This is a genomic window from Marinobacter salicampi (assembly GCF_011074795.1).
Taxonomy (GTDB): Bacteria; Pseudomonadota; Gammaproteobacteria; order Pseudomonadales; family Oleiphilaceae; genus Marinobacter; species Marinobacter salicampi.
The window spans coordinates 309,490-333,809 of sequence record NZ_JAAMPF010000012.1 but is presented as its reverse complement, the minus strand read 5'-3'; the positions used below and the strand labels follow the sequence as shown (position 1 = coordinate 333,809).

The 24,320-nt window shown below is 57.6% G+C and carries 25 protein-coding genes; 14 read left to right on the top strand and 11 right to left on the bottom strand.

Annotated features, from left to right (window positions below):
• The first annotated feature begins 122 nt into the window (after positions 1–122).
• From G7W63_RS06275 to G7W63_RS06265, 3 genes are all read left to right on the top strand, one after another.
• Positions 123–611, top strand: coding sequence for a pyridoxamine 5'-phosphate oxidase family protein (locus G7W63_RS06275; protein ID WP_166254790.1), 489 nt, complete (start codon positions 123–125; stop codon positions 609–611).
• 134 nt (positions 612–745) lie between these two features.
• A complete protein-coding gene (locus G7W63_RS06270) occupies positions 746–1,642 on the top strand; it encodes a mechanosensitive ion channel domain-containing protein (protein ID WP_166254787.1) in 897 nt (298 codons plus the stop codon).
• A gap of 26 nt (positions 1,643–1,668) precedes the next feature.
• Positions 1,669–2,550, top strand: coding sequence for an AEC family transporter (locus tag G7W63_RS06265; protein ID WP_166254785.1), 882 nt, complete (start codon positions 1,669–1,671; stop codon positions 2,548–2,550).
• Between the two features lie 103 nt (positions 2,551–2,653).
• Here G7W63_RS06265 and G7W63_RS06260 read toward each other — a convergent pair whose 3' ends face one another.
• The 3 genes from G7W63_RS06260 to G7W63_RS06250 all read right to left on the bottom strand — a co-directional run bounded on the left by G7W63_RS06260 (position 2,654) and on the right by G7W63_RS06250 (position 5,660).
• Positions 2,654–3,172: an outer membrane beta-barrel protein gene (locus G7W63_RS06260; RefSeq protein ID WP_166254782.1), complete on the bottom strand. Its 519-nt coding sequence runs from the start codon at positions 3,170–3,172 to the stop codon at positions 2,654–2,656.
• A gap of 249 nt (positions 3,173–3,421) precedes the next feature.
• The gene (locus tag G7W63_RS06255) at positions 3,422–4,078 is read right to left on the bottom strand and encodes a DsbA family oxidoreductase (protein ID WP_166254779.1); all 657 of its coding nucleotides are present in this window, start codon (positions 4,076–4,078) and stop codon (positions 3,422–3,424) included.
• A 112-nt stretch (positions 4,079–4,190) separates the two neighbouring features.
• The gene (locus tag G7W63_RS06250; RefSeq protein WP_242634329.1) at positions 4,191–5,660 is read right to left on the bottom strand and encodes an Nramp family divalent metal transporter; all 1,470 of its coding nucleotides are present in this window, start codon (positions 5,658–5,660) and stop codon (positions 4,191–4,193) included.
• Positions 5,661–5,782: 122 nt separating this feature from the next.
• Between G7W63_RS06250 and G7W63_RS06245 the strand changes: the two genes are divergently transcribed.
• Complete coding sequence (locus G7W63_RS06245; protein ID WP_166254776.1) at positions 5,783–6,646, top strand: putative RNA methyltransferase; 864 nt, start codon at positions 5,783–5,785, stop codon at positions 6,644–6,646.
• Between the two features lie 13 nt (positions 6,647–6,659).
• On the opposite strand, the gene G7W63_RS06240 is transcribed toward G7W63_RS06245, so the two are convergent.
• A complete protein-coding gene (locus G7W63_RS06240; protein WP_166254773.1) occupies positions 6,660–7,532 on the bottom strand; it encodes a YihY/virulence factor BrkB family protein in 873 nt (290 codons plus the stop codon).
• A gap of 129 nt (positions 7,533–7,661) precedes the next feature.
• On the opposite strand from G7W63_RS06240, the gene G7W63_RS06235 reads away from it, so the two are divergent.
• A complete protein-coding gene (locus G7W63_RS06235; RefSeq protein WP_166254770.1) occupies positions 7,662–8,261 on the top strand; it encodes a PRC-barrel domain-containing protein in 600 nt (199 codons plus the stop codon).
• Between the two features lie 73 nt (positions 8,262–8,334).
• Here the strand turns inward: G7W63_RS06235 and G7W63_RS06230 are convergent, their stop codons facing one another.
• Positions 8,335–8,493 (bottom strand): YqaE/Pmp3 family membrane protein, encoded by a 159-nt coding sequence (locus tag G7W63_RS06230; RefSeq protein ID WP_166254767.1) that lies wholly within the window; start codon positions 8,491–8,493, stop codon positions 8,335–8,337.
• 260 nt (positions 8,494–8,753) lie between these two features.
• On the opposite strand from G7W63_RS06230, the gene G7W63_RS06225 reads away from it, so the two are divergent.
• Genes G7W63_RS06225 through G7W63_RS06210 form a run of 4 tightly spaced genes read left to right on the top strand, consistent with a single transcriptional unit; the run spans position 8,754 to position 12,297 of the window.
• Positions 8,754–9,854 carry a M14 family zinc carboxypeptidase gene (locus G7W63_RS06225; protein WP_166254764.1) on the top strand — a complete coding sequence of 367 codons (1,101 nt, stop codon included), beginning with the start codon at positions 8,754–8,756 and terminating at the stop codon, positions 9,852–9,854.
• Positions 9,854–10,636, top strand: a complete 783-nt coding sequence (locus tag G7W63_RS06220; protein ID WP_166254760.1) for an alpha/beta fold hydrolase — start codon at positions 9,854–9,856, stop codon at positions 10,634–10,636. The genes G7W63_RS06225 and G7W63_RS06220 overlap by 1 nt, the downstream gene beginning before the upstream one ends.
• Before the next feature lie 55 nt (positions 10,637–10,691).
• Entirely contained in the window at positions 10,692–11,456 is a 765-nt protein-coding gene (locus G7W63_RS06215; RefSeq protein WP_166254757.1) for a GNAT family N-acetyltransferase, read from the top strand.
• Between the two features lies 1 nt (position 11,457).
• The gene (locus G7W63_RS06210; RefSeq protein WP_166254755.1) at positions 11,458–12,297 is read left to right on the top strand and encodes a lysophospholipid acyltransferase family protein; all 840 of its coding nucleotides are present in this window, start codon (positions 11,458–11,460) and stop codon (positions 12,295–12,297) included.
• Here G7W63_RS06210 and G7W63_RS06205 read toward each other — a convergent pair.
• Positions 12,263–12,964, bottom strand: coding sequence for a DUF3581 family protein (locus G7W63_RS06205; RefSeq protein WP_166254752.1), 702 nt, complete (start codon positions 12,962–12,964; stop codon positions 12,263–12,265). The two genes, G7W63_RS06210 and G7W63_RS06205, sit on opposite strands and share 35 nt — an antisense overlap.
• 347 nt (positions 12,965–13,311) lie before the next feature.
• Between G7W63_RS06205 and G7W63_RS06200 the strand changes: the two genes are divergently transcribed.
• Positions 13,312–14,634 (top strand): cation:proton antiporter, encoded by a 1,323-nt coding sequence (locus G7W63_RS06200; RefSeq protein ID WP_166254749.1) that lies wholly within the window; start codon positions 13,312–13,314, stop codon positions 14,632–14,634.
• 45 nt (positions 14,635–14,679) lie between these two features.
• Here the strand turns inward: G7W63_RS06200 and G7W63_RS06195 are convergent, their stop codons facing one another.
• A complete protein-coding gene (locus G7W63_RS06195) occupies positions 14,680–15,771 on the bottom strand; it encodes an alpha/beta hydrolase (RefSeq protein WP_166254746.1) in 1,092 nt (363 codons plus the stop codon).
• A gap of 207 nt (positions 15,772–15,978) precedes the next feature.
• Here G7W63_RS06195 and G7W63_RS06190 point away from each other — a divergent pair, with 207 nt between their 5' ends.
• On the top strand, positions 15,979–17,196 hold the full coding sequence (locus tag G7W63_RS06190) for a serine hydrolase domain-containing protein (protein WP_166254743.1): 1,218 nt from the start codon (positions 15,979–15,981) through the stop codon (positions 17,194–17,196).
• 104 nt (positions 17,197–17,300) lie between these two features.
• Here G7W63_RS06190 and G7W63_RS06185 read toward each other — a convergent pair whose 3' ends face one another.
• The gene (locus G7W63_RS06185; RefSeq protein WP_166254740.1) at positions 17,301–18,683 is read right to left on the bottom strand and encodes an NAD-dependent succinate-semialdehyde dehydrogenase; all 1,383 of its coding nucleotides are present in this window, start codon (positions 18,681–18,683) and stop codon (positions 17,301–17,303) included.
• A gap of 269 nt (positions 18,684–18,952) precedes the next feature.
• Between G7W63_RS06185 and G7W63_RS06180 the strand changes: the two genes are divergently transcribed.
• Positions 18,953–19,522 carry a C40 family peptidase gene (locus tag G7W63_RS06180; RefSeq protein WP_166254737.1) on the top strand — a complete coding sequence of 190 codons (570 nt, stop codon included), beginning with the start codon at positions 18,953–18,955 and terminating at the stop codon, positions 19,520–19,522.
• Between the two features lie 6 nt (positions 19,523–19,528).
• On the opposite strand, the gene G7W63_RS06175 is transcribed toward G7W63_RS06180, so the two are convergent.
• Positions 19,529–19,933 (bottom strand): DUF1330 domain-containing protein, encoded by a 405-nt coding sequence (locus tag G7W63_RS06175; protein ID WP_166254734.1) that lies wholly within the window; start codon positions 19,931–19,933, stop codon positions 19,529–19,531.
• A 201-nt stretch (positions 19,934–20,134) separates the two neighbouring features.
• Between G7W63_RS06175 and G7W63_RS06170 the strand changes: the two genes are divergently transcribed.
• Positions 20,135–21,142, top strand: coding sequence for an NADP-dependent oxidoreductase (locus G7W63_RS06170; protein WP_166254731.1), 1,008 nt, complete (start codon positions 20,135–20,137; stop codon positions 21,140–21,142).
• A 442-nt stretch (positions 21,143–21,584) separates the two neighbouring features.
• Here G7W63_RS06170 and G7W63_RS06165 read toward each other — a convergent pair whose 3' ends face one another.
• Entirely contained in the window at positions 21,585–21,875 is a 291-nt protein-coding gene (locus G7W63_RS06165; RefSeq protein ID WP_166254728.1) for a hypothetical protein, read from the bottom strand.
• A 32-nt stretch (positions 21,876–21,907) separates the two neighbouring features.
• The gene (locus tag G7W63_RS06160) at positions 21,908–23,083 is read right to left on the bottom strand and encodes a DUF418 domain-containing protein (protein ID WP_166254725.1); all 1,176 of its coding nucleotides are present in this window, start codon (positions 23,081–23,083) and stop codon (positions 21,908–21,910) included.
• Between the two features lie 163 nt (positions 23,084–23,246).
• Here G7W63_RS06160 and G7W63_RS06155 point away from each other — a divergent pair, with 163 nt between their 5' ends.
• A complete protein-coding gene (locus G7W63_RS06155) occupies positions 23,247–24,305 on the top strand; it encodes a serine hydrolase (RefSeq protein ID WP_166254723.1) in 1,059 nt (352 codons plus the stop codon).
• Positions 24,306–24,320 lie beyond the last annotated feature (15 nt).

Genomic DNA, 24,320 nt, shown 5'->3' with positions numbered 1-24,320 from the left:
CTTTGGGCCACTCATGTGGCTTTTTTAGGTTTATCTGCCCTGTTTGTCTACCCTTGAAAGCGCCAAGGATGAGCCTCAGAGTGATAGAAGGTCATTCAATCAAACGGGAAAGGAGAGAATGGATGTCTAGTCAGGAGCACAAGGAAAAGGTTTGGAACCTCATCAAGGGTATCAAGGCCGGTATGCTGACCACCCTCCATGGCCGCGAGCTAAGGGCGCGCCCCATGTATCTGGTGCAGGACAGCTACGAGGGTACGCTCTGGTTCTTTACCGACCTGAACGCTGAAAAGGTGTTTGAGCTTGAGGAAGATAACGATGTTTGTGTGTCCTTCAGCGATCCCAAGGAGCACAGCTACGTCTCGCTGACCGGGTTAGGGCGCGTTACCCAGGACAAGAGCCTGATTGAGAAGTTCTGGAATCCGTTCGTGGGCTCATGGTTCCCCGACGGCAAGGACTCACCCAACGTCGGCCTGCTCGAAATCAAGGTGACCAAGGGTGAACACTGGAACAGTGACAGCAGCAAAATGGTTCAGTTTTTCAAAATGGCCAAGGCCAATGTGCAGGATGAAACCCCGGACCTGGGTGAGCATGAGAAGTTCGGTACCCAATAACCCGGCGGCTTTGTATTGATGCTCTGAAATAACAGCGTAAACTTGCCCACGTCCATGGCAAAGCTGTTACAGGAGCATTTCATTGCCTGCAAAATCCAAATCTGCAAAACCTGAAAGCGTAAGGGAGCCAGGCCGTGTTTGAAGGTGCGGCCTGGCTCCCAGGCGATTTCGCTCTCCCTGAAACGATTATCGCTCCTCTGGTGAGTACCGCCATACTGGTCGCGGTGATTGTTATTTCCCGTACCCTGGTTGCCCGTTTCATCCGACGTACCGTGAAAGTCTCGGAGCTTCGGGGCCGGTTGCTGGTGAACTTCCGCAACGGTTTTCTACTGTTGCTTTTGCTGGGCCTGGTGTTTATCTGGGGCGACCAGCTACGCACTCTGGCGCTGTCCATTGTCGCCATCGCCGTGGCCTTTGTGGTGGCCACCAAGGAGTTGATTCTGTGTGTAACGGGCTCGATTCTGAAAAGCGGTGCCGGCTCGTTCTACCTGGGTGACCGGATTCAGGTAAAGGACTTTCGTGGCGACGTCATCGACCAGAGTCTGCTGGCCACCACCATTCTGGAAGTGGGGCCCGGCAAAAGCAGCCACCAGCGAACCGGTCGCATGATCGTCATTCCCAACGCGCTGTTTGTCTCCGAACCGGTGATCAACGAGAGCTTCACCGAGGAATATGACTTTCATGTCTTTACGGTGCCATTCAAGCGCCGGGACGACTGGCGCGCAGCCCAGCAGGCCTTTCTCGAGTCTGCCAACCGCCATTGCGAGTCCTACCTGGAGCGGGCCCGCAAACACGTCAACAAGGTGGGCAATCAACGGGGGCTTGAGGTTCCGTCGGTAGATCCTCGGGTGTCGATCCAGGTGCCTGTCGCTGACGAGATTCATCTGGTGGTCCGGGTGCCGGCTAAAGCCGGCCAGCGCAGTTATATAGAGCAGACCATTCTTGCGGACGTGTTTGCCCATAATGACTTCTCTGTCGGCAAGCCAGAAGCGGAACCGGCCATCGCTCCACCCGAGGCTCCCGCCACCTGAGGCACCCTCCACCTGAGGTACGTGACGTGTTATCGGCTTATCTGAACGCGCTGTTTCCGGTGGTTTTCTGTGCTGCCCTGGGTTTTGCGCTGGCGCGCAAGACCGGATTGCTTGATTCCCCTGCCCTGTCCAGGCTGGTGACCCTGATAGGATTACCTGCGCTTATTCTCAGCGCTCTGTTCGGGATGGATGTGGCGGTCTGGTCAGTCTCGGAAACAGCCCTGGCGATACTGGCGGTACTCGTGGTCTCGGCCCTTGTGGGCGCCCTCGGGCTGAAGCTGGCAGGGCTGGATGTGCGGGGTTACCTGTCGATGCTGGTCAATCCCAATACCGGCAACCTGGGTATCCCGTTGGTTTTTGCTTTGCTCGGTAAGGAAGCGCTTATCCATGCCGTAGTCATCTCAACCGTGGTGCAGGTCAGTCATTTCACGCTGGGCGTCTGGCTGCTGTCGGGGCATTTTTCGTTCAGGGCCGTGCTCTCCAATGCGTCCATTATCGCGCTGCTCGCGGGCGGGGTCTGGCTGGCAACGGGTATAGAAACGCCGGCTGCTATCAACGACACGGTTGAACTGCTGGCCGGCATGACTCTGCCAGTGATGCTGCTGTTGCTCGGAAAATCCCTTGCATCCATCAATCTGCAGGACCTGGGGCGCGTCGGTACAATTGCCGGGCTTGCCATGGCGCGTGTGGTGCTGGGATTTTCAGCGGCACTTCTGGTGGTAGCTGTATTGCCACTGGAGCCGATCGTTGTGCGGACGCTGCTTATTCAGGCCGCCATGCCGGTAGCCGTGATCAGTTACATACTGGCCAGCCACTACAGTGGGCCGAAGGATGATATAGCCGCAGTCATACTGATAAGTATGCCGCTGTCCCTGGTATCGGTATTCGCGATAATGCACTTTCTCTGAGCGGGGTTTTGCAGAGTGGTTAAGCAGGGGAGGGCTTTGTGGAAATGGGTTTAGGAAAGGTGTTCGCGCATGAGCAGGGCCCATGCGCAAACCAATCGCTGCATCAGAAGTTGTAACCAACACCAACGCTGTAGTAGAGGATCCCGTCGTCGTAGTTGTCTTCTGCCTCATCGGCACTGTCGAACAGAAACTGGTATTGCACCATGCCCTGAATAAAGGTCTTGTTGCGGACGTAGTACTTCAGACCAGCTTCAGGACCTGCGGAAAATGTTTCTTCCGTACGGTCGCCGTAGTTATAGCCCACATTCAGACCTAAGAACGGACGTGCTCGCTCGCCAACATCAAAGTGGTGGTCATAGAACAGCACGGTAGCACCGTCGAGGTCTGTGCTGGAGCCTTCGCGATCAGAAATGCTGAGAGCTTGGCGAACGCCGACCTGACCACGATCATTGATATACTGCCCGTAACTGGCATTCATATCAAAACCGGTGGTATCGAAGTCTTTATCGCTTGAGCCCGAGCCATTGATGGTGATTTCGCGGTCACCACTTTCTGCCTGAGCAAATGCCATAGACGGAACAAAGGCCGCCAGAATAAGAGAGGTTTTAAGCATCTTGTGCATGATATTCCATCCTTAGTCATACCCAATGAAAAATTTACGTACCTACCATTGTTCAGGCACACAGGAAGTACTGCAGAATGCATGCCAGAAAATGAGTTATTTTAATGAGAGAACCTGCTAATTAAAGTGCTTTTAATACAATAGCTTAAAAACATGTATTAAAGTGCTACCTTAAAAAAATCAAGAAAGGTCTTAATATTAATGTAATAATTTCCTGAAATCGGTAAGTTTTACAGCAAGTCTGTGTCTTCAGGCCGGGTTTTCAGCCCCTGAGGCGATCTGTCGAAACGACTGAACAAGGGTTTCAGGCTCCTGAGCGCCGGAAATCATGTACGTCTGGTCAATGATAAAAGCGGGAACGGCCGATACGCCGGCCTGCTGGTAGCGGGCCTCGTCTGCTCTTACGTCTGTGGCGAATTTATCAGACTCTAGAATCCGGCGTGCTTCGTTTACATCCAGGCCAATTGTTTCGACCCGGGCCAAAAGTACCTCCGGATCGGCAATATTTTCCGCATCCCCAAAGTAGGCGTCGAAGAAGGCTTTTTTCATCTCGGTCTGACGGCCATGCTCACCAGCCCACTTCACCAGCCGATGGGCATCGAAAGTATTGCGGGTTCGCCGTTCTTTCATGCGGCTGAAGTTGAGGCCAAGTTCCGAGGCGATTGTCGTCATATCAGACTGGGCCGCGTCCATTTCCTCAGGGCTGCGACCGTACTTTCGACTCAGCGCCTTCAGTATGGGCTCGCCATCGGGGTCGGCATCGGGATTCAACTCGAACGCGTGCCAATCGATCTCGAAATCCAGTTCGTCTGCCAGTCGATCCATTGCCAGTTCGAGGCGGGCATAGCCTATGGCGCACCAGGGGCAGGCGATGTCTGACACGATATCGATTTTCATGGTTTTCATGGCGCCCCCTGTTTTAAAAACAGTTATGAATCAGGTTGGGTTGTGATCAGCCTTACCTAAGTATACGCAGAGCAAGCGTTAACCGATGACTCTGTCTTTGGCCTGGTGCGGCTCAGGAGCCAAAAGCACCCGTCAAACTTAACAGGTAAACCACCGCGAAGCCCAGATAGAACAGCCCGGACAACCCCATCAGGCTGGTGGTAAGCAGTCCCGGTCGCAGCTCTTCAGGCAGGCGGGTCCTGTTTACAAACAGCGCGGTCAGGGCAATGAACGGTGTATGGGCCGCAGCAATGATGCCGGATACCGACATCACTTTTACCGGATCCTGGAATACCAGCAGGATGGCTATGGGTATCAATCCTGTGACAGTGACAATGAACAGCCGCTTGAGCCAGCGACGTTCAAGCAGGGGCCAGGGCAGCTTCCGGTTGAGGCGGTCCAGAGCGCCAATAAAACCGCCTGAGCCGTGGGTATCGCGCTGGCTGCGGGTCAATATCAGGGTCATGTCGGCAAAGCTGCGGCCCCAGCCGTCCTGGTTGGCCAGGATACTGCCGCCGATGGCGATGATTATGGAGGCGAGCATGATAAAGCGGCCTACGTTGCCCCATAGCTCGGAAAATAGACTGGTAAGATCCACTGCGACTTTCGGCCCTTCCGGCATGATACCTTCCGGTGCCAGTAATTCTGCCCCCAGCACCAGAAACGCAAAGATCACCACCAGGCCGCCGATCACCCCGAGGGTTGCCGTTCCCGACATGATCCTGATCCAGTCCCGGGCATAGCGGATCCGTTCGCTGCGGTCCTGGCCGCTCCGTTCGCCTTTTTCTAATTCGGCCTGTGAGCTCCGGGGCATCTCGTTTTCCGGGTCCCGGCTTTTGATACCGCCGCCAAAACCCCGGGTTGCGGTCCAGTAGCCAAACCAGACTATACCCATTGAGCCGGCAAGAATGGTCCCTACCCAGGGCAGTACAATGAAGAGATCCGGATTCTCCGGCCAGCTGAAGGTCAGGCCCGCAGCTACCTCGCACAGGCTGGGAAAGACGACCAGGGCCGAGATAATGGCCATGAGCATGAGCGCCATGGCCATAAACCGGCTAAGCCGCTCGATCAGAGAATAGCGTCCTGTAGCCGTAAAACTGGTGGAGAGAATGACCATGGCCATGGCGTAAAGAGTATTGCCACCCGGCAGGAACTCACCAACAGCGCTGCCGACCACAGCCGCAAGACCCGCAATGCCAATGGCGGCGGCCAGTAACTGGGGCAGGAAAATGACCCAGACGGCCCAGCCCCTGGGCCCCCCCAGGCTATGCATGCCCTTTAGCATGCTTTTTCCGCTCACGATGGAGTAACGGGCCATCTCCCGGATCATGACCCACATGAAGAGCACGACGATCAGCAGCATCCACAGCAGCTGGTACTCGAAAGCGGAGGCAACCCTTGGGGTAAACAGGATCGAGCCGGTGCCCACAGCTGAAAGCATCCACAACAGTCCCGGACCATACCATCGAAGCCGTTTTATTCCCTGTGGTGGTGCTGGCACTTTGCTGCGAAAATGCGCGGCCTGGTCGTGCTCGCTGGCCACTTGGAACCTCCCTTTTCCAGGTGAATCAGTAATTGCAGGACAACACACACTGAGCTTGGGTCAGAGATCGCGGTTTCAAGCCCTGTCAGCGCAAAGTCATCTGATTCATAAAGGAATTCTCAGTGACCAAGGTAACTCCCTTCCAGTTACTGGCCTGCCCCCTGGACGCAGAGCCCTTGACCCGAGACGGCCCAAGCTGGCGTTGCCCGGCCGGTCACAGCTTCGATGTGGCCAGGCAGGGCTACGTTCACCTGCTACCGGTCCAGAACAAACGTTCGCTGGACCCCGGCGACAGCAAGGCAATGGTGGCGGCCCGGCAGCGTTTTCTCAATGCCGGCCACTACCGGCCGGTTGCCCACGCTGTAGCACAGCAGGTGTTAACTGGTACTGCCGAGGCTGAGTCCTTAAGCTGTCTGGATGCCGGCTGCGGTGAGGGCTACTACCTGCGGGAGCTGGCGGCCAGCAGCTCCCCGGCGGGCTGCACTATGCTTGGCGTGGATATCTCCAAGTGGGCGGTACTAGCAGCGGCGAGGCAGTCTGGCCCTGAGCGCGAGCAGCGGCCTGCCTGGGTGGTGGCAAGCAATGCCAACCTGCCGGTGCAGTCGGCGACGGTCGATTCAGTGCTGTGTATTTTCGGCTTTCCCGTCTACGGAGAATTCGCCAGGGTATTGCGTCCCGGCGGACAGCTGGTTCAGGTGGACGCAGGGCCTGACCATCTGCTGGAGCTACGTGAAATAATTTACCCACAGCTGAAGGGAGAAAGAGCCTCAACTGGCTCTCCCCAAAAAGGCTTTACGGCCGGCCCCATCAAAAACATCCGCTTTGAGCTGGCCCTGGCCGGCGCCGGGCAGATTGCCGATCTGCTGGCCATGACCCCTCACCTGTACCGTGCCAGCGCCGAAGGCAGGGAGAAAGCAGCGGCGCTTCAGAAACTGACGGTGACGGTTGATGTCCGTCTGCGGACGTTCCTGCGTGACCAGACCTGAAGCACAGCGGCACTCAGGCCCTGCGACTCACCTGGTCTTCCGGCGCCACATGCCAGGGCAGTCCCAGCCTGGCGCTGCGTTCGAGCTCCGCGATCACCTGTGCCCCAAGCAGCAGGATGACCGATCCGATCTCAAGACTGATGAGTATGATGATGATGGTCGCCAGAGAGCCGTAGATGGCGCTGACGAACGAAATATTCAGGAAATAGTACATCAGCAACAGCCGGGTTCCCTCCCACAGAATGGCGCCCACCAGACCACCGATGATGGCCCGTTTCGGGGAAATCCGCACAATGGGCAGGACCTTGTAGATGGCGCTGAACAATATGAAAACACTGACAAAGCTCAACAGATAGAGGAACCCGCCCGGCTCCTCGTAGAAAGCGTTGACCACGGAAAACAGCAGGCTCATGCCAAGCAGTCCCATGGCAAGGACCAGAATAAACAGGTAGGGGAGAACAGCGGACACCCAGAATTTGCGCCTGGGGTTCTCAGGTCGGTGGAAAATGATGGCGATTGAGTCTTCCAGCATCCTGAAGGCGAATGAGCTGAAGAACAGCAGCAGTGGTATGCCTGCAATCCCGATGCTTTCGCGGGACTCGAAAAACGCTTCTACTGCGTCCAATAACAGGCTGGTGTGGGCAGGGCTGAAATGCCTTGTCTGAACGGCCATCACCTCAATCAACTGCTGTTCATCAACAATATGGGTAAGCAGCACGCCCAGGACAGCCAGCAAAGGTACGGCTGACAGCAGCACGTTGTAGCCCACGCCTCCGGCCAGAAGAATGCCGTGGTTGCGCAGGAAGTTTCCGATCACCCTGTGCATGAAGTGCAGCAGCCTCCGGGTGGTCAGCCAGAAGGTACTGGCTGATATGGACTGTGTCATGGTGTCATCCGTGTAATAACCGCAAAGGAGGTCCCCGTCCTAGGGTTGACGACCCGCGCACCCTATGCAAGGGTAATTTTGAGCTGTGCAGTAATTCAGTCGATTCAGGACATGGAAAAGGAGATGACTATGCGCACGCTGATGAACAGGACATTAGGAGTTTCACTGCTGGCAGGCAGCCTGGCGTTAAGCCTTTCTGCCAATGCTGCCGAAGGTCTATATTCCGCCGATGATCTCATGGATGCCGAGGTGTATGACTCCAACGGCGAGGAAATCGGCGAAGTAGACGACATTCTGCTGGGGGACGACATGAGCCTCCACTCCATTGTGATCGAAACAGGAGGCGTTCTCGGTCTGGGCGGCCGTGAAGTGGTGGCAGAACGAGGTTCTTTCACCGTCAAACAGCAGAAAGGCCGGGCCAACTTCAAGGACACTGAGTTCGAGGTGCGGATGTCCGATGACAAGGATTCGGTCAAAGATCTGCCAGAGTATGATGAAGGCTGGTGGAACCAGACCAGGCAAGGTCTCTCCCAGGCCTGGGAGAATACTCAGGACACCAGCTCAAATCTCTGGGAAGACACCAAAGAAGCGACAGCAGCAGGTTGGAGGAATGTCCGCCAGGGCGCGGCTGACCTGGGTGAAGAAACCGAAGAGGCAACCCACGAAGCGGCCGAAGAAACAGAAGAAGCCACTGATGAAACTGAGCGCGAAATGGAAGGCACCCGGTAACCTTCAATAGGCGTTATCGGTAAAGCCCGGATCAGGTCCGGGCTTTTTTGTGTCCTGATTTTCCGGACAGGCTCTATTTCTTGGCAATGATGTAGACCGCGTGAATGATCCCTGGAAGGTAACCGAGAAGGGTGAGGATTATATTGATCCAGAAATGCTTGCCGATACCGACTTGCAGAAACACCCCAAGCGGGGGTAGTAGAATGGCGATCAGAATACGTAGTAAATCCATGTGTGCTCTCTCCTTTTTGATGCTTGGCCAGGTTGCTGGTGCGGCACAGGCTGTGCTTAGGCGATGCTGGCCTCCCTGCGCCTGACACTCACTGGTGACCTCAGGTTAGCAATGAATAGGCAGGTTACGAACCAAAATCACTGAATCCGAACAAACCGTAATCCTGCTGATCCTGATGGTGGTCATACGGTTGTAGCAAAACCAGCCTAGAGTGGTGGTCGCAAACGCCAAGCCACTCAACCCCGGCCAGCCCTGAACCCATGACCGAACTGCGTGATCTGACCCACATCCTTTGTGTTCCCGAGCAACAGGCCCGCAGGAACACGACCCAACGTAAGGCCTTACGGGCCTACCTGCCGGAACTGGTCCAGCTTGAGCGTATTCTGGCTGAGGCCCCGGAGTATTTCTCCGCAACCGTTGAAGGTATGGCCAGGGTCGGTGACCTTGAGCTGCCCCTGTACCGCGTCGATATCGGCCAGGCAGATGCGGACCGTCCGGCTCTTCTGATTGTCGGAGGGGTTCATGGGCTGGAGCGGATTGGCACGCAGGTAGTGACGGCCTGGATGCAGACCCTCGCCAACCGCCTGCGATGGGACTCGAACCTTGCCAGACTGCTGGAGCAGGTCCGCATTGTAGTGATGCCCATACTGAACCCCGGCGGCATGTTCCTCAACCAGCGTTGCAATCCATCGGGGGTCGACCTGATGCGCAACGCGCCGATTTCAGCCCAGGACCCGAGTACTTTTTTGCTGGGGGGACAGCGCCTGTCTCCCCGTTTGCCCTGGTACATGGGCAAGGCTGACCAGGAAATGGAACCGGAAAACCTCGCCCTCAAGGGGGTGATTGATGAGGTTATTACCGGGCGTCCATTCTGCCTGTCCCTCGATTGCCACTCCGGTTTTGGTTGGCAGGACCAGATCTGGTTTCCCTACGCCTACCGTCGGCGTCCCATGCGCCGGCTCGAGTCCGTGTTTGCCCTGAAGCTGCTATGGGAGAAGGTGTATCCGGACCACAACTACGTCATGGAGCCCCAGTCCAACCATTACCTGACCCACGGCGACCTTTGGGACTATTTTTACAAACGCCACAACCGGCAGGGCGAGGGCACCTTTATACCGCTGACGTTGGAGCTGGGGTCCTGGCGCTGGATCCGCAAGCGGCCCCGTCAGCTTCTTAAGCTGGAAGGGCTTTTCAACCCCCTGGTTCCCCACCGGCTGCAGCGGGTGCTCAGAAGCCATCTGCTTTTTCTGAATTTTCTGCTCGATGCCACGGCCCATTACAACAACTGGCTGCCTGCCGATGACCAGACCCAGGCCTTGCGTACCGCGGCCCTGCTGCACTGGTACCCGGACCAATCCTGATGGACTGGCTACTGTTACGGGGCCTAGCGAGGGAAAGTAGCCACTGGGGCCATTTCCCGGCGCAGCTGCAGCGGGCCCGCCCCCGTGACCGAATCCACACCCTTGACCTTCCGGGCACCGGGGCCAATCGTCACCTCGCTTCGCCCGCGGATATATCGCAAGCGTCAGAATTCCTCGACTCGGCAATGTCTGGTATGCCCCGGCCTCTAGGATTGATCGGCCTCTCCCTGGGCGGCATGGTGGCCCTGGACTGGACCCAGCGCCACCCTGGCCAGTGCGCTGCGCTGGTGCTGATATCCTCCAGTTCCGGTCTGAGCCGGCCCTGGCAGCGCCTGAAGCCGAACAACTGGTGGACCATCGGCAGGCTGATCGCAGTCTCCAACCATGCTGCCAGGGAAGAGGGCATCCTGGCTCTGACCAGCAACACAAGGCCATGTGCCGAAGTCACCCGGGCCTGGCAGGAAATTGCAGCCCTGAGACCGGTCAGCCGCCGGAATGTCCTGCGCCAGCTATGGGCAGCTTCCCGATACCGGCCCCGCAGCTGGGACCCGGGGGCGCCGGGCCTGGTGCTGGCAAGTAAAGCTGATCGGCTGGTGGACTGGCGCTGCAGCAAGGCGATCGGGCAGGCGTGGGGATGGCCCCTGGCGTTGCACGAAACTGCCGGGCACGACCTTACCCTCGATGATCCGGACTGGGTGGTAGACCAGATTGTCGGCCAGTTCCCATGTCCGAAGATAGCCGAGAATTGTCATCGGCCTGTCGCAGTTCCTTCACGAGTCTGAAACAGCCGGTTTTTAAGCTGAACGCATCATCGCAAACCCCAGTAGGGACGATTTTATGCATGTTCAGCGTTCTTTCCCGGCTCAGCGCCGATTACTGGTTGCCGGTGTGGCAACGGCACCAGATCAGGTTCTGGCCGCCCAGCGCCTACGTTATCAGGTGTTTTCAGAAGAATACGGTGCTGATCTCGGGGCTGCTACCGACCGGGATACCGACCGCTTTGATCCTCACTGTGAGCATATAGTTGTGCTCAATCAGTTAACCGGAGAGGTCGTCGCCACGACCCGCATTCTCCTTGGTCCCGTGGCCGACGAAATCGGTGGCTTCTATTCCGAGACGGAATTTGATCTTGATACCCTTAAGACCGGCACCGGCGCCTTCGCGGAACTGGGCCGGACCTGTGTGCATGCCGATTTCCGTGCGAGTTCGGCTCTCAGCCTGCTCTGGACGGCGGTTTCCCAATACCTGCTGCGCGAAGGCATTGACTACCTGATCGGCTGCGCCAGCATCAGCATGCTGGACGGTGGTCACAAGGCCTGGCGGGTTGCCCGAAAACTGCAATCAGACCATCTGGCACCGGAGCCTTTCCGGGTCACACCAAAGCGTCAGTTACCTCATCTGACAGCCACGTCGGCGATGGCTGACAGCCGTGAGATTCCCCCTTTGCTGAAAGCCTATATGCGCCTGGGCGCGCAGGTCTGCGGTCCGCCCTGTTGGGACCCGGCATTCCGGTGCGCCGACCTGCTGGTTTTGCTTGAGGTGAAAAGCCTTGCCGGGCGTTACGCCAGGAAGTTCATGCGCCAGCCGTTGAGTACTGGCTGACGTGGCGGAGCCGGCACAGCTGCCGATAGCCAATGTGGCCAGGCTGTCGGTGCGTTTACCCTTGTTCCTTCTTTTCCTGCTGGCCTCAGTGGTGACTCTCCTTGTGCTCAGGGCAGTGGACCTTTTCCGCCGCCGACCTGTTGACCGAGCGCCGGTTGCCTGTCTCTACCTGAAGGTGCTCTGTCGCCTGCTGGGTATTACCCTGCGACAACATGGGGTCCCGATATCGGAAGCCGGGCTTTTCGTCAGCAATCACGTGTCATGGGTGGACATTGTGGTTCTCGGAGCCTGTCGACCGATCCTCTTCCTGTCCAAAGCTGAAGTCGCCCGCTGGCCTGTTATCGGGTGGATCGCAAAAGCCATAGGCACACTCTTTATCGAGCGTTCGGCGGGGCGGGGGAATGAGGTGAAGACAAAAATCTGCGCAAGTCTCAGGGGCGGAGCCCAGGTTCTGGTATTCCCGGAAGGCACCACAACGGATGGCCGGACCGTGTTACCTTTCCGGCGACCCTTGCTGGGGGCTGCTCAGGATGCTGGCTGTCCCTTACAGGCAATCTCCCTTTGTTACCTGCGTGATAATGAGCCGGATCAGATCGTGCCGTTCGTGGGCAATGACAGTTTCCAGGCCCACCTGGTGCGCCTGCTGAGCAAACCCGCTGTGGAAGTGGTTGTGGTCTTCCACGAGCCGGTTAGGCGCTCTGAACTGACTGGAAAGCGTCTGGCCAGCCATCTGGAGGATCAGGTGGCGCTCGGCCTGAGAATGATACAGACGGTCTCAGCCGGTTCGAGTTTGGCGCCCGGCGACCCTAGGCACCATCTTTCAGACGGTAGAATTCGGTAACGATGCGGTCCATGACGCCGGCGTCATACTCTCGCAGTCCGCTCACCACCAGTTTCTTGATAACCGTGCCTATGGGTTGATGATCTGACGTAAGGCCATATTCGAGGGTGCAGTTACCCCGCTTGCCCACCACTTCCAGGATCGATGCGTTGAGTTCGAGACCGGGGTTAGGCGCATCGATATGGTCCAGGGACACGCTCATGCTCTCGTAAATCACCATGGGACGGTCCGGATTGAACATGACGCCCTTGCTTTCCATCAGCGGTTTCAATGTATAGGGAAAATTCTTTCCGGAGGCCGCAACGTAACACCGGGTGAATTTCTCGATCACCGTCTCGTCGCTGGTCTGGTCTCCGCTGCGGGTCACCTCCAGGTAGCGCTTGCCATTGGTATCGCATACGTCAATCGAGCCATCCGGATTCTCATTGAAGTTCAGCGCTACATCGCCCCCCAGTAGATTCCGGAACTGGAACGTCATGTTCTGGGACAGGCCAAAGCGCCAGACAACCAGGGCAAAAAGCAGGTCTCCGGGTACGCAGAAACGGCGGTGGTCGGGGTTGTGAATGGGGTTGTAATCTCCAGCCACTTCCCGGGCAAAATGGCTGGCCTGGTCGGCGCTGATGACTACACGGCCGTCCTGAATGGAGTGAAAACGATCAAGAAACATGGTTTGCCTTGTTGATTCTTTTGGGTGCGACTGTGATGGTCGCGTGAAATAGTAGGCTCAGTAAACTGAAATAAAACAAAACCCGCCAGTTTTTTGCTTTTCTGTCAGCAAAATCGCGTCTGACCCGATGTTAATACCTTAGAGAATCCGGTCAGCGTATAGTCATCAGCTCATAAAGCCTTCCTCACGCCCGCAGCCTCTCTTGGGCGGTGATCTGGTCTGCAGAAACTCATTGTCGCAGGGATTGGGCTCATGTTGTCTTTCCGGAATTTTTTAAACGGCTCTTACTTGTGTACTGGTATCCGGCTCCTGTCGCTGCCGGTTTTACGGCCAGGGAGACTGTGCTTATGAGCCTGGCTGGCTGGTTTCTGCTTGTGGGCGTGCTGCTGCTGTGCATGGGTCTGACCACGTCCCTGATAAAACGGCTCCCTATCACCTCTGCCATTCTCTACCTTGCGGTAGGGTTGCTGGTCGGGCCTAGCGGCTTCGGGTTGTTCCATTTCAATCCGCTGGAACAGTCTGCCCTGTTCGAGGTGCTGACTGAGGTGGTGATCCTGATCTCCCTGTTCTCGGCCGGAGTCAAGATGCCATCTCCGGTGACTTTTGCCCAATGGCGAGCGCCGGTGTTCCTTGCCACCGTTTCGATGATGGCTTCGGTCGCCCTGGTGGCTGGCTTTGGCCATTTCGCCCTGGGTCTTCCCCTCGGTGGCGCCGTGCTGCTTGGCGCCGTGCTGGCGCCCACCGATCCGGTGCTGGCCACTGAGGTTCAGACCCGGCATGCCGGTGATAACGACCGGCTGCGATTTACCCTGACCTGCGAAGCAGGCATGAACGATGGCAGCGCCTTTCCGTTCGTCATGCTCGGCCTGGGCTTACTGGGACTGCACGGGCTTGGGAATTTCGGCCAGCGCTGGCTGTTGATGGACGTGCTCTGGGCATCGCTGGCGGCCATAGCCATCGGGGTATTCTGCGGCTGGGCCCTGGCCTATGTGTGTGGCCACCTGCGAGGCCGGGGAAAAGACCCGGGGTTGCTCGACGATTTCCTCGGCCTTGGCCTGATTGCCGTGGTTTACGGCCTGAGCCTGTGGCTGGATGCCTGGGGCTTCCTCGGGGTGTTCTTTGCGGCGGTCGCCCTCCGACAGACTGAGCTCAAACTGGCCGGCGATGCCCCGGCAGGACGCCTCGAGCATCAGGATGGGACCATCAGTGTGTTTCAGGGTGCCAGGGAGGGGGCGTCTGTCCACCGGGTAAGCGAAGGTTCCCTGGTGTTCAAGGAACACCTTGAGCGATTGTCCGAGCTGGTATTGATTCTGCTCATCGGCGGTATGCTGTTTCTGGACTCCTGGAGCTGGCGCGGCGTGGTACTGGCCCTGTTCGTGTTCACCGTAGCACGACCATTAAGCGTGTTTCTGGGTTTGGCAGGGTCAGGTAAGCCCTGGCGTCTGCGTGGACTGGTGGGCTGGTTTGGGGTGCGCGGTATCGGCTCGATGTACTACCTGATGTATTCCATCGAGCATGGCTTGCCGGAAGAGCTGGCTATTGAATTGATACACCTGACCCTGATGGTGGTCGCGCTTTCGATCCTGCTGCATGGGGTTAGCGTGAAACCGCTCATCCAGCGATTCTGGCCTACCCGCAGCGGCGCCCATTCGCGAACCAAGTCCGGCTAAGTCCCTGCGCCAGAGGGTCGGCCAGGGGTTGGCCCTGGCCAGAATTCAGGCCGGTTCGTCCCTCCGGCCCGGTATCTGGCCGGCTTCGACCCGGGCAAGAAACTCGGCGATGTGCCCGAAGGCTTCATCGGCTTCCGGCAGCAAGGGCGCAAAGATGTGCCAGACATGGACCATGCCGGGCCAGGTTCTGAGCTCAACCGGGGAGCCTGCCGCCCGGGCCTTGTTGGTGTATCGTCGGGCGTTGTCGAGCAACATTTCGGACTCGCTGGCGTGAATCAGTGTCGGCGCCAGATTGCTGAGGTCGCCCCGGACCGGCGATAATAGTGCGTTGGAGGGCGATACCCGAAAGCCAAGATAGCTAGCCCACCACATAAGTGGCAGGGGAACTTTCAGTATTCTGCCGAACGAGGGGCCCAGCAGGGGGTCGGTCGCCACATTGGCGCGATTGCTCGGGGCGTTCAGGGTGAGGTCAGTGGAAGGCGACAGCGCAAGGGCCGCATCCGGCGCTGGCAGGCCTTGGTCCCGAATCCAGGCGATCAGCCCCAGGGTGTGGCTGCCGCCTGCGGAGTCCCCGGCGACCACTAGAAAGTCTGCCGGTTCGGGTCCGTCCGGACCGTTGTCCAGCAGCCAGCGATAAGCCTGCTGGCAGTCACGAACCCCATCCATGTAGCGATGCTCAGGCATCAGGCGGTAATCCAGGGCAAGTACCGCTGCTTGCGCCACCTGGGAGAGCCGGTCGGTAATGGCCCGGTGGCTTCTGGATGAACCGGCCACCCAGGCACCGCCATGAATGTACAGGAGACGGCGCCTGCTGCTAACCCCCGGGGCCATGACCCACTCGCCCTTGGGCGCCTGGCCCGTGGTTGGCCGTATGGTCGAGACCGGCTCGAGGTGGTCACTCATGTGTTCCATGTGCGAGCGCACCGCCTTGAGCCTGGCCAGGCCACGTTTGCCCCTTGCCGACTGGTTCATGCCCTCAATGGTTTCAAGAACCTGCTGATGGGCATCGCTGGGCGTCCATTCATTGGCCTGGCTATCGCCATCCTGGTCCAGGTAGGAAAGATCTTCACCCCGCAGCAGCAGTGCAATGACAACCAACAGGGCGATTACCGCAATCACAACTGTAATCCAGATCATGGTGAGACTCGCTGACTGTGCTTATTGAAATAAGGGTGCGTCTACCACCAGAGCATCGCTTTCCTGCCTGGCCATCGTCAGACTGGCCCATTATCTAGAAGGCTTGAGGCCAGGATCAGGAGTTAGAGCGCTCGCGTTGACCCCGCTCTGTTATACGTTTCTAATTACCCGACCTTCAACCATTCTTCCTCAGACAGGTACTTTCCCATGCCGGAGTCAAAACAGGTGGCCGGACTAGCACTGGATCGGCTGGAGACTATCCGCAGCCATCTGGATCAGCAATACATCCAGCCCGGCAGATTGCCCGGCACCCTGACCCTGGTGGCCAGGCGTGGCGAGATCGCCTGTGTCCACGCCCAGGGGCTGATGGACATCGATCGTAACAAGCCGGTCACCCGGGACACTATTTTCCGCATCTACTCCATGACCAAGCCGATCACCTCCATCGCGATGATGCAACTGTATGAGCAGGGTCGGTTTCTGCTTGACGACCCGGTGCACAGGTACATTCCCGGCTGGAAAAACCTCAGGGTCTACAAGAGCGGTATCTACCCTCACTTTCTCACGGAACCGGCTGCCACGACCATGACCGTGCGCGATCTGTTTACCCATATGTCCGGTCTGACCTACGGTTTCATGAACCGTACCAATGTGGATGCGGCCTATCGTGAGCTGAAGCTGGACGGCAGCCGCAATCTCACCCTTGAGGCTTTGATTGAGGTATTGGGCGAGCTGCCCCTGGAGTTCTCGCCGGGCACGGCCTGGAACTATTCCGTCAGCACGGATGTGCTGGGGTATCTGGTTCAATTACTGGCAGATCAGCCCCTTGATGAGTATTTCCGGGAACATATCTTCGACCCCCTGGATATGCCGGATACCGGATTTAGTGTGAGCAACCTTCAACTGGAGCGTTTCGCGGCCTGCTATCTGTATGAGGCAGGGGATAGCATGAAGCTTCAGGATGACCCTGAATCTTCGTGGTTCCGGGGTGAAAAAGCCTTTCTCTCAGGGGGTGGCGGGCTGGTATCCACCATCGACGACTATTTCCACTTTGCCCAGGCCCTGTGCCAGGGTGGTGAGTTCAGGGGCAGCCGCATAATCGGACGCAAGACCCTGGAGTTCATGCGCCGAAACCACCTTCCCGGCGGGCAGGATCTGCCCGGTCTGTCGATCGGGTCGTTCAGCGAAACACCCTATGCAGGCAGCGGCTTTGGCCTGGGCTTTTCGGTCAAGACAGATGTGGCCAAGTCCTACATCAATGGCTCGGAAGGGGAGTACGGATGGGGTGGGCTGGCGAGCACCAACTTCATGATCGATCCGGTTGAGGAACTGGTCATGATCTTCATGACCCAGCTTATTCCGTCATCGTCCTACCCGATACGGCAGGAACTGAGGGCAATAGTCAATGGCGCCCTGGTAGATTGACAACGGATGTGGATGACCCGTCGAGCAGAGGGCCAGGAATACCCAAAGCCAGTCGAAGGCCCGGGAGCGAGGAAGTTGCTCCCGGGTTTGCGTTTACCGGTCGGTTATTTCGAGCCTGAGATCATCACTGCTTTGACGTTAACGAACTCGTGCAGACCAAAGCCTCCGTGCTCCCGGCCATAACCGCTTTCCTTGACGCCACCGAAGGGCAGGTTGGGCTGGGCCAGCTGGTAGCCATTGATATTCACCATACCAGTGTCGAAATGCTCCCGGGCCAGGCGTATGGCCCGGTCTTCGTCACGTGAGAAGATTCCGCCGCCCAGGCCGTATATCGAGTCATTGGCCACTTTCATGGCTTCGGCTTCATCCTTCACCTTGATAAGTGCCGCTACCGGGCCGAACAGCTCATCGTCATAAGCCTGCTGGCCAGGGGCGACGTTTTCAAGAACGGTGGCCGGATAGAAGTAGCCTTTTCCTTCTGGAATCTCACCTCCCAGAATGCACTTGGCTCCCGCTTCGACGGACTGCTTTACCTGTTCGTGCAGGTCGTCCCTCAGGTCCTTGCGTGCCATCGGTCCCATGCCGGTGTCGTCCTTGGTGGGATCGCCGCAGCTGACCTTTTCCATTTGCGCCACAAAGGCATCGCGGAACTGGTCGTAAACGCTTTCTTCAATAATGAAGCGCTTGGCGGCAACACAGGTCTGACCGGTGTTATAGACCCGGCCCTGTACACAGGCCTTGACGGCCTGATCGATGTCCGCATCCTTCAGAACGATGTAAGCGTCGTTGCTGCCCAGTTCAAGTACGGTCTTCTTGAGTGCTTTGCCTGCCTCCTGGGCCACGGCTCGTCCCGCGCCCGGGCTGCCGGTCAGGCTGACACCGCGCACGTGCTTATGGGCAATCACCTTGTCGGAGACATCGTGATCAATAAGCAGGGTGCGGAAGGTGTTCTCGGGTAACCCGGCGTCGCGATACAGTTTTTCCACTTCCAGGGCCATGCCCCAGACATTGGCCGCATGCTTCAGCAGCACCCCATTACCAGCCATGAGACAGGCTGCGCTGTAGCGGATGACCTGATACAGCGGGAAGTTCCAGGGTTGGATACCATAGATCACCCCCTGGGGCTGATAGGTGACCAGCGCTTTGCCGCCCTGCATATCACGGGTTTCGTCGGCCAGCTCTTTCGGGCCCTGTTCGGCAGTGAAGTCGCAGATGGCAGCGCATAGCTGACATTCCTGCTGGCCCTGTTTCAGGGTCTTGCCCATCTCGCGGGTCATCAGGGCCGCATAGTCGTCCTGGCGTTCGCGGATCAGAGACGCCACTTTTTTCAGCACCTCTGCCCTTTGTTGAAAAGTGGTCTCGCGCCAGCCCAGAAACGCCTGATGGGTCTGCTCGATAACGTTTTCGGCGTCTTCCCAGGTCATGAGATTGTAGGTGTCGATTACATCTTCAGTGGTGGGATTGATGGTTTGCTGGGTCTTTGACATCGCCCGTTCTCCTTTTCGGGTGACTTCCGGTGGACCTGCCGGTTCGCTGACTGGTGCCGGAATGGTGAATAGCTGTGAATAGCTGTGAATAGCTTAGATGGTTTCGCTGTAGCTAACCTGAGTTACCAATGTTGGTACGGTAGCATGCCCTTTGTGGCTCAATTGGTTACAGGATCGTAGGGTTAGGGTAATGATTGTTTTCGGTAACCTGACAAACACGGGCGCCGGGTTTAAAGTGAGCTCGCATGCTTCTTGTTCGGGTCAAATCTATGGTGCGGATTAATTCACTGTTCGGGTACGTAGCTCCAGTTTGCGGGCGTGAAGGTACTCATGGCTGGGGCTGCGGCCACCATTTGCGTCTGTTGCTACTGGCTATAGCCGTTCTTGTATTAGGCGGCTGCGCGAGCTCGGGCGGACTGCAAGGGGGCGGTCATCAGAACCTGCCCCATGATACGGCCATGCCGGAACAGGCGTCCCCTGCGATAGAACACCTCTGGCAGGTCTTCCAGCGATATGAGGGTGCACCCTATCAATACGGGGGCACTACGCAGGACGGCTTTGACTGTTCAGGCTTCATCGGGACCGCGTACCGAGAGGCGCTGGGACGTCAGCTACCCCGAACCACAGACCAGATGCTTGCCCGGGGCAGGCCCATAGAGCTCCATGAGGTTCGCCCTGGGGACCTGGTGTTTTTCAGGATCAGCGGCAAGGACCAGCATGCGGGGATCTACATGGGAAACCATCGCTTTATTCACGCCTCGACCTCCAGTGGCGTTATGGAAAGCTCACTAGACAGCCATTACTGGCGCCCCCGGTATTCCCGCGCCCGGCGATTCTAGATTTCGCTATCGCCCTTCCTCAATGGTTGCAATCAGCCGGGAGTCATCCAGCGCTGCTGTCCTGTGGCCAACCACGGCCCGGTACTCAGGACTGCCGATCATTTCCATGAAGGCTTCGATGGATGGATAGCGCACTAGCAGGACCTGGTGCCACTCTTCCTCCGGTGGCGCGATGAGCGCGGCTTTCGCACCACCCGCCCAGACCACGTTGCCGCCCACGGCAGCTACACAGGCCAGGGCGCCTTTGCTGTACTCACCATAGGCTTCCCGCCCGGACAATTCTGACGGTTCGCCATCGTATATGGCCTTATCACGGAATCTGAGAAGGTTAAGCATGACCACCGGTTGGCCACTTGGCAGGTTAGCAATCGCGTTCTGGAGCTGTTGGGCGTCTGGACTGGTGGTCTTCATAGGGTTCCCTTGATAGATCTGGCGTGTTCTGGTGTTGTTACGATTGTTACGATTGTTACGATCGATTGATCAAACGTTATCAGATGTCTGTTCGCAGAATCACGCCTGCCGTAAATTTCGTTCCGTCCGGTGGTGACAATGGGCGGTTTTACGGCGTAGGTTGGGGCTCACATCAGACCCGATTATAAGGAGATCAGGATCATGAGCCAGGAAACCAATACCCAGGTACTTCTTGCCCGGCGTCCGAAGGGTGAGCCCCAGTCCAGTGATTTCGAAGTGCGCGATCAACCCAGACCGGAGGCCTGTGACGGCGAGATTGTGGTGCAGACCCATTACCTGTCCCTTGACCCGGCGATGCGGGGCTGGATGAACGAAGGCAAATCGTACATTGACCCGGTTGGCCTGGGCGAGGTCATGAGGGCCCTGGGTGTGGGACAGGTCGTCGAGTCAAACCATCCGGATTTCAAGGTGGGCGATTACGTCTCCGGTACCCTGGGGGTCCAGACCTACGCCCGCTCAGATGGCAAGGGCTTTAACAAGGTCGACCCAGACCTGGCGCCTCTACCTACCTACCTGAACGTGCTGGGCATGACCGGTATGACCGCGTATTTCGGCCTCACTGAAGTGGGCGATTTCAAGGAAGGCGACATTGTCCTGGTGTCTGGCGCGGCCGGTGCCGTAGGCGGAACCGTGGGCCAGTTAGCCAAGATAAAAGGCGGCAAGGCCATTGGCATTGCGGGCGGGAAGGAGAAGTGCGACTACCTGGTCAACGAACTCGGATTCGATGACGCCATTGATTACAAGTCCGAGGATATCTACCAGGGCCTGAAACGCGCCTGTCCGAAGGGCGTGGATATCTATTTCGACAACGTCGGTGGTGACATTCTCAATGCGGCCCTCACCAAACTGCGCAAGCATGCCCGGGTCGTTATCTGTGGCGCCATCTCCCAGTACAACAACACCGAAGCACCAAAAGGCCCCAGCAACTATATGTCGCTTCTGGTCAACCGGGCGCGCATGGAAGGCATGGTGGTGTTCGACTATGCCGACCGGTACCGCGATGCAGCCCGAGAAATGGCCGGCTGGATGAAAGAAGGCAAGCTCAAGCACAGGGAACACATTGTCGAGGGCATCGAGAAATTTCCTGATCACCTGATGATGCTTTTCCGGGGTGAGAACTTCGGCAAGCTGGTGTTGAAGGTTATTTAATCCGACACCACCATGACACCCGGCTGTGAGTTGAACGCGGGGCCGGCGGGCCCCATTTCCATGGTAGCGTTCCCGCTTCATAAAACATGCCTGACAACAGGTGCCCATGAGACCCACTCTAATAGGCCTTGTAGCTGCGATTGTAGTGGCGCTGATTCTGATCATGATATTCAAACTGGCAGGAGCTGACGAAAACCCGGCAACCGGCCAGGCTATCAAAACTTCCCGGATGCAGGCGGCTGGCACTGCAACTGGTGAACCCCAGTCAGCACCAGGCTCTGCCGCAGTCTTGACGGTCCACATTTGCTACCGCCCTTAAGACCCAGCGGGTCGAACACTTCCAGCATGAAGCCAGCACCATACGGCCGGCAGAGGAAAGCGGCTTCTTCCGCTCTAAACGTCCCCGTCTGTACGACCGGAACTAGTGGTTGTAGCCGGTGGCTTAGCTCCGGTCCTGTTGTTTATTGCGCTGTTTTTTCAGCCAGAGGATGATGGCCGCCGGTAAGTGGGCCACACCGAAGGCGGTCAGGAAAACTGCCCATACAGCGCCATCTTCCACATCCGTGTAGGTGGTGCTCATGGCCCAGCCAAATGCCAGAGCCACACTCAGCAGAATCAGCCGGCCGAGCCACAGCTGCGTGTTTGTGGCGGTATGAAAAGCCATGCGGTACTGGGCGTAGGCTGCCACAAACAGGGCAACAAAGATCAATGCGATGGTGATAAGTGCTTTCATAAGGGAGCCTTCCTCTCTCTGAGCTCAACAGATCAGTCCGAGCGTTTAAACAACCGCGGCCTTGTACCCTTCACCTGCCAGCGCCAGAGCCATTCCAGAGGACCCTGGGTGAAGATCCTGAGCCAGATTGCGCTGACGATCATCTGGCCGAGGAACAGGGCTAGGGAAAAGGCCATCAGCCCGGCCAGGGACACGGTGGCAAAACGGTCGCCCCAGAAGCCATAGAATATGAAAATGCATACGACAGACTGCAGGATATAGTTCGTCAGGGCCATGCGGCCCACAGGGGCAAGCGCACTGCGAACTCCCCGGGTAACCAGACCATTGCCCCGCCACCAGAAAAGCAGCAGCGCACCGTAACCCAGGGCGAGCAAGGGGGCGCTGATGACCTCACCAGCCAGGACAGTGATGCGCTCGACCAGGGTGTCCGGTTGCAGGTTGACCTCAGCTATCGCAAGAGCGGTGCCCAGCCCGAGGCCAACCAGGGCAACGGTCAGCAACAGTTTGATATGACCTGAATCACGCTCCGCCAGATGGAGCTGTGCCGCTGCCGCGCCCAGCAGGAACATGGCCAGAGCCAGCAACGGGCGCAGGCCTTCCAGCCGGTCCAGCAACACGCTGACGCTCAGATAGGCATTGGCTTCAACCACGTCGGGGTAGGTGCCCCCACTCAAGGCGGGCACATGCTCCTGCAACAGTCGCGTCGCCAGCGCGCCACGCCCCTCTGGCAGGCCGAGTTGCGGCCCGAACCATAGCGCTACGCCCACGAGTGACAGCAGACAGACTGCCAGCAGAGCCAGCGAGACGGGGCGGAAATTCATGAAGGCTCCGAGTACCATCCCCATCACGGCGTAAAGCATGAGGATGTCCCAGGGAGAAAACAGCAGGGAATGGGCGGTGCCGATGACCAGCAGCCCCAGCATGCGGCGCATGTGGTAACGAACAGGTCTCTGCTCCACTTTCTGGGCCAGCATCATGAAGCTGTAGCCAAATAGCAGCGAGAACAGGCTGTAGAACTTGGCCCTCACCAGGATATCGAGCCAGTGAGCTATGGGCTGATCCCATTCGGACCAGGCCAGGCCTTCCCGGGTTTCGGTGGCCACGAAGCCCCAGCCCGAGAACACCTGGATATTGATAAGAAGAATTCCGAAGATTGCGAAGCCCCTGAGGGCATCCAGGCTGTCTATTCGGCCGCCTTTTTGCGCCATTGCCTGCCTCCTTGCGCGATGGTCCCTTCCAGACACTAGTGGGTTCGGCGCAAGATAGCCAGCGTCGGTAATGTGCGGTAATGGCAGCTTTATTGACAGCCGGTAAAGGCGAGGCACAGCATAACGGAAGGGTATTATTGACTGACCAATCAAAGGAGAACCCATGTCTCGCGGAAACACCTCGGTGATCGCCGGGATAGCACTGTTGTTTGTTAACGCGCTCATTCCAATGGCTATCGCCCAGGACGAGGATTGGCAATCGACACTGAAACAGGACATTGAGAAAATTGACGAGTCCTTCCCCGGTGAACTGGGGGTCTATATCAGACACCTCGGGGATAACCGAACGGTGGCTCATAACGCTGACCGTGACTGGTATCTGGCCTCGACCATCAAGATTCCCCTTGGCATCGTGTTGATGCAACGGGCAGAAAACGAAGACCTGGACCTGGAGCAGAAGCTGACCCTGAGAGCTGGCGACTACGTGGATGGCACCGGTGACCTGCTTTGGGTTGAACCTGGCGCCCAATACAGTCTTGAGGAACTCAACAAGCGGTCCATCGAAGACAGCGACAGCACGGCCACGGACATGCTTATCCGCTATCTGGGTGAGGAAGCGTTCAATGACCAGGTTACTGAACTCATGCCTGAGGGCTTCGGGCCGATCACAACCATCCTGCAGGTGCGTTACGACGCCTACAGCGAGGTCCACCCCGATGTGTCCGTGCTCACCAACCGCGATTTTATCGACCTGAAAACGGTCAATACCGGTAACGCCAGGTACGAGATGCTTCTCGAAAAGCTCGGTATTTCCAAAGCCCAGGCTGATGCCAAAAGTGTGCAGGAAGCATTCGAACGCTACTACAAACGAGGCATCAACTCGGGCAACCTCGAAGCCTTCGGGCAGTTGCTGGAACGCCTGGTTGACGGCGAGCTGCTGGACGATAGCCATACCGAGAGGCTGCTAGGCTACATGGCGGGCATAACCACAGGCGATAATCGTATTGCTGGCGGCCTGGAGGATGATGTCCGGTTTGCGCACAAAACCGGCACCCAGGTTGCGCGCTCCTGTGATATCGGCGTACTCAATCCTCAGGTGCCCGACCAGGCAGTTGTGGTGGCTGTCTGCGCCGAGGACTATGACGCCCTCAGCGACGCCGAGAAAGCCTATCAGGCGGTGGGCAAAGCCCTGACCAGGGCAGGGTTGCCAGTTGGAACCTGAGCCGCCAGGCCGTTC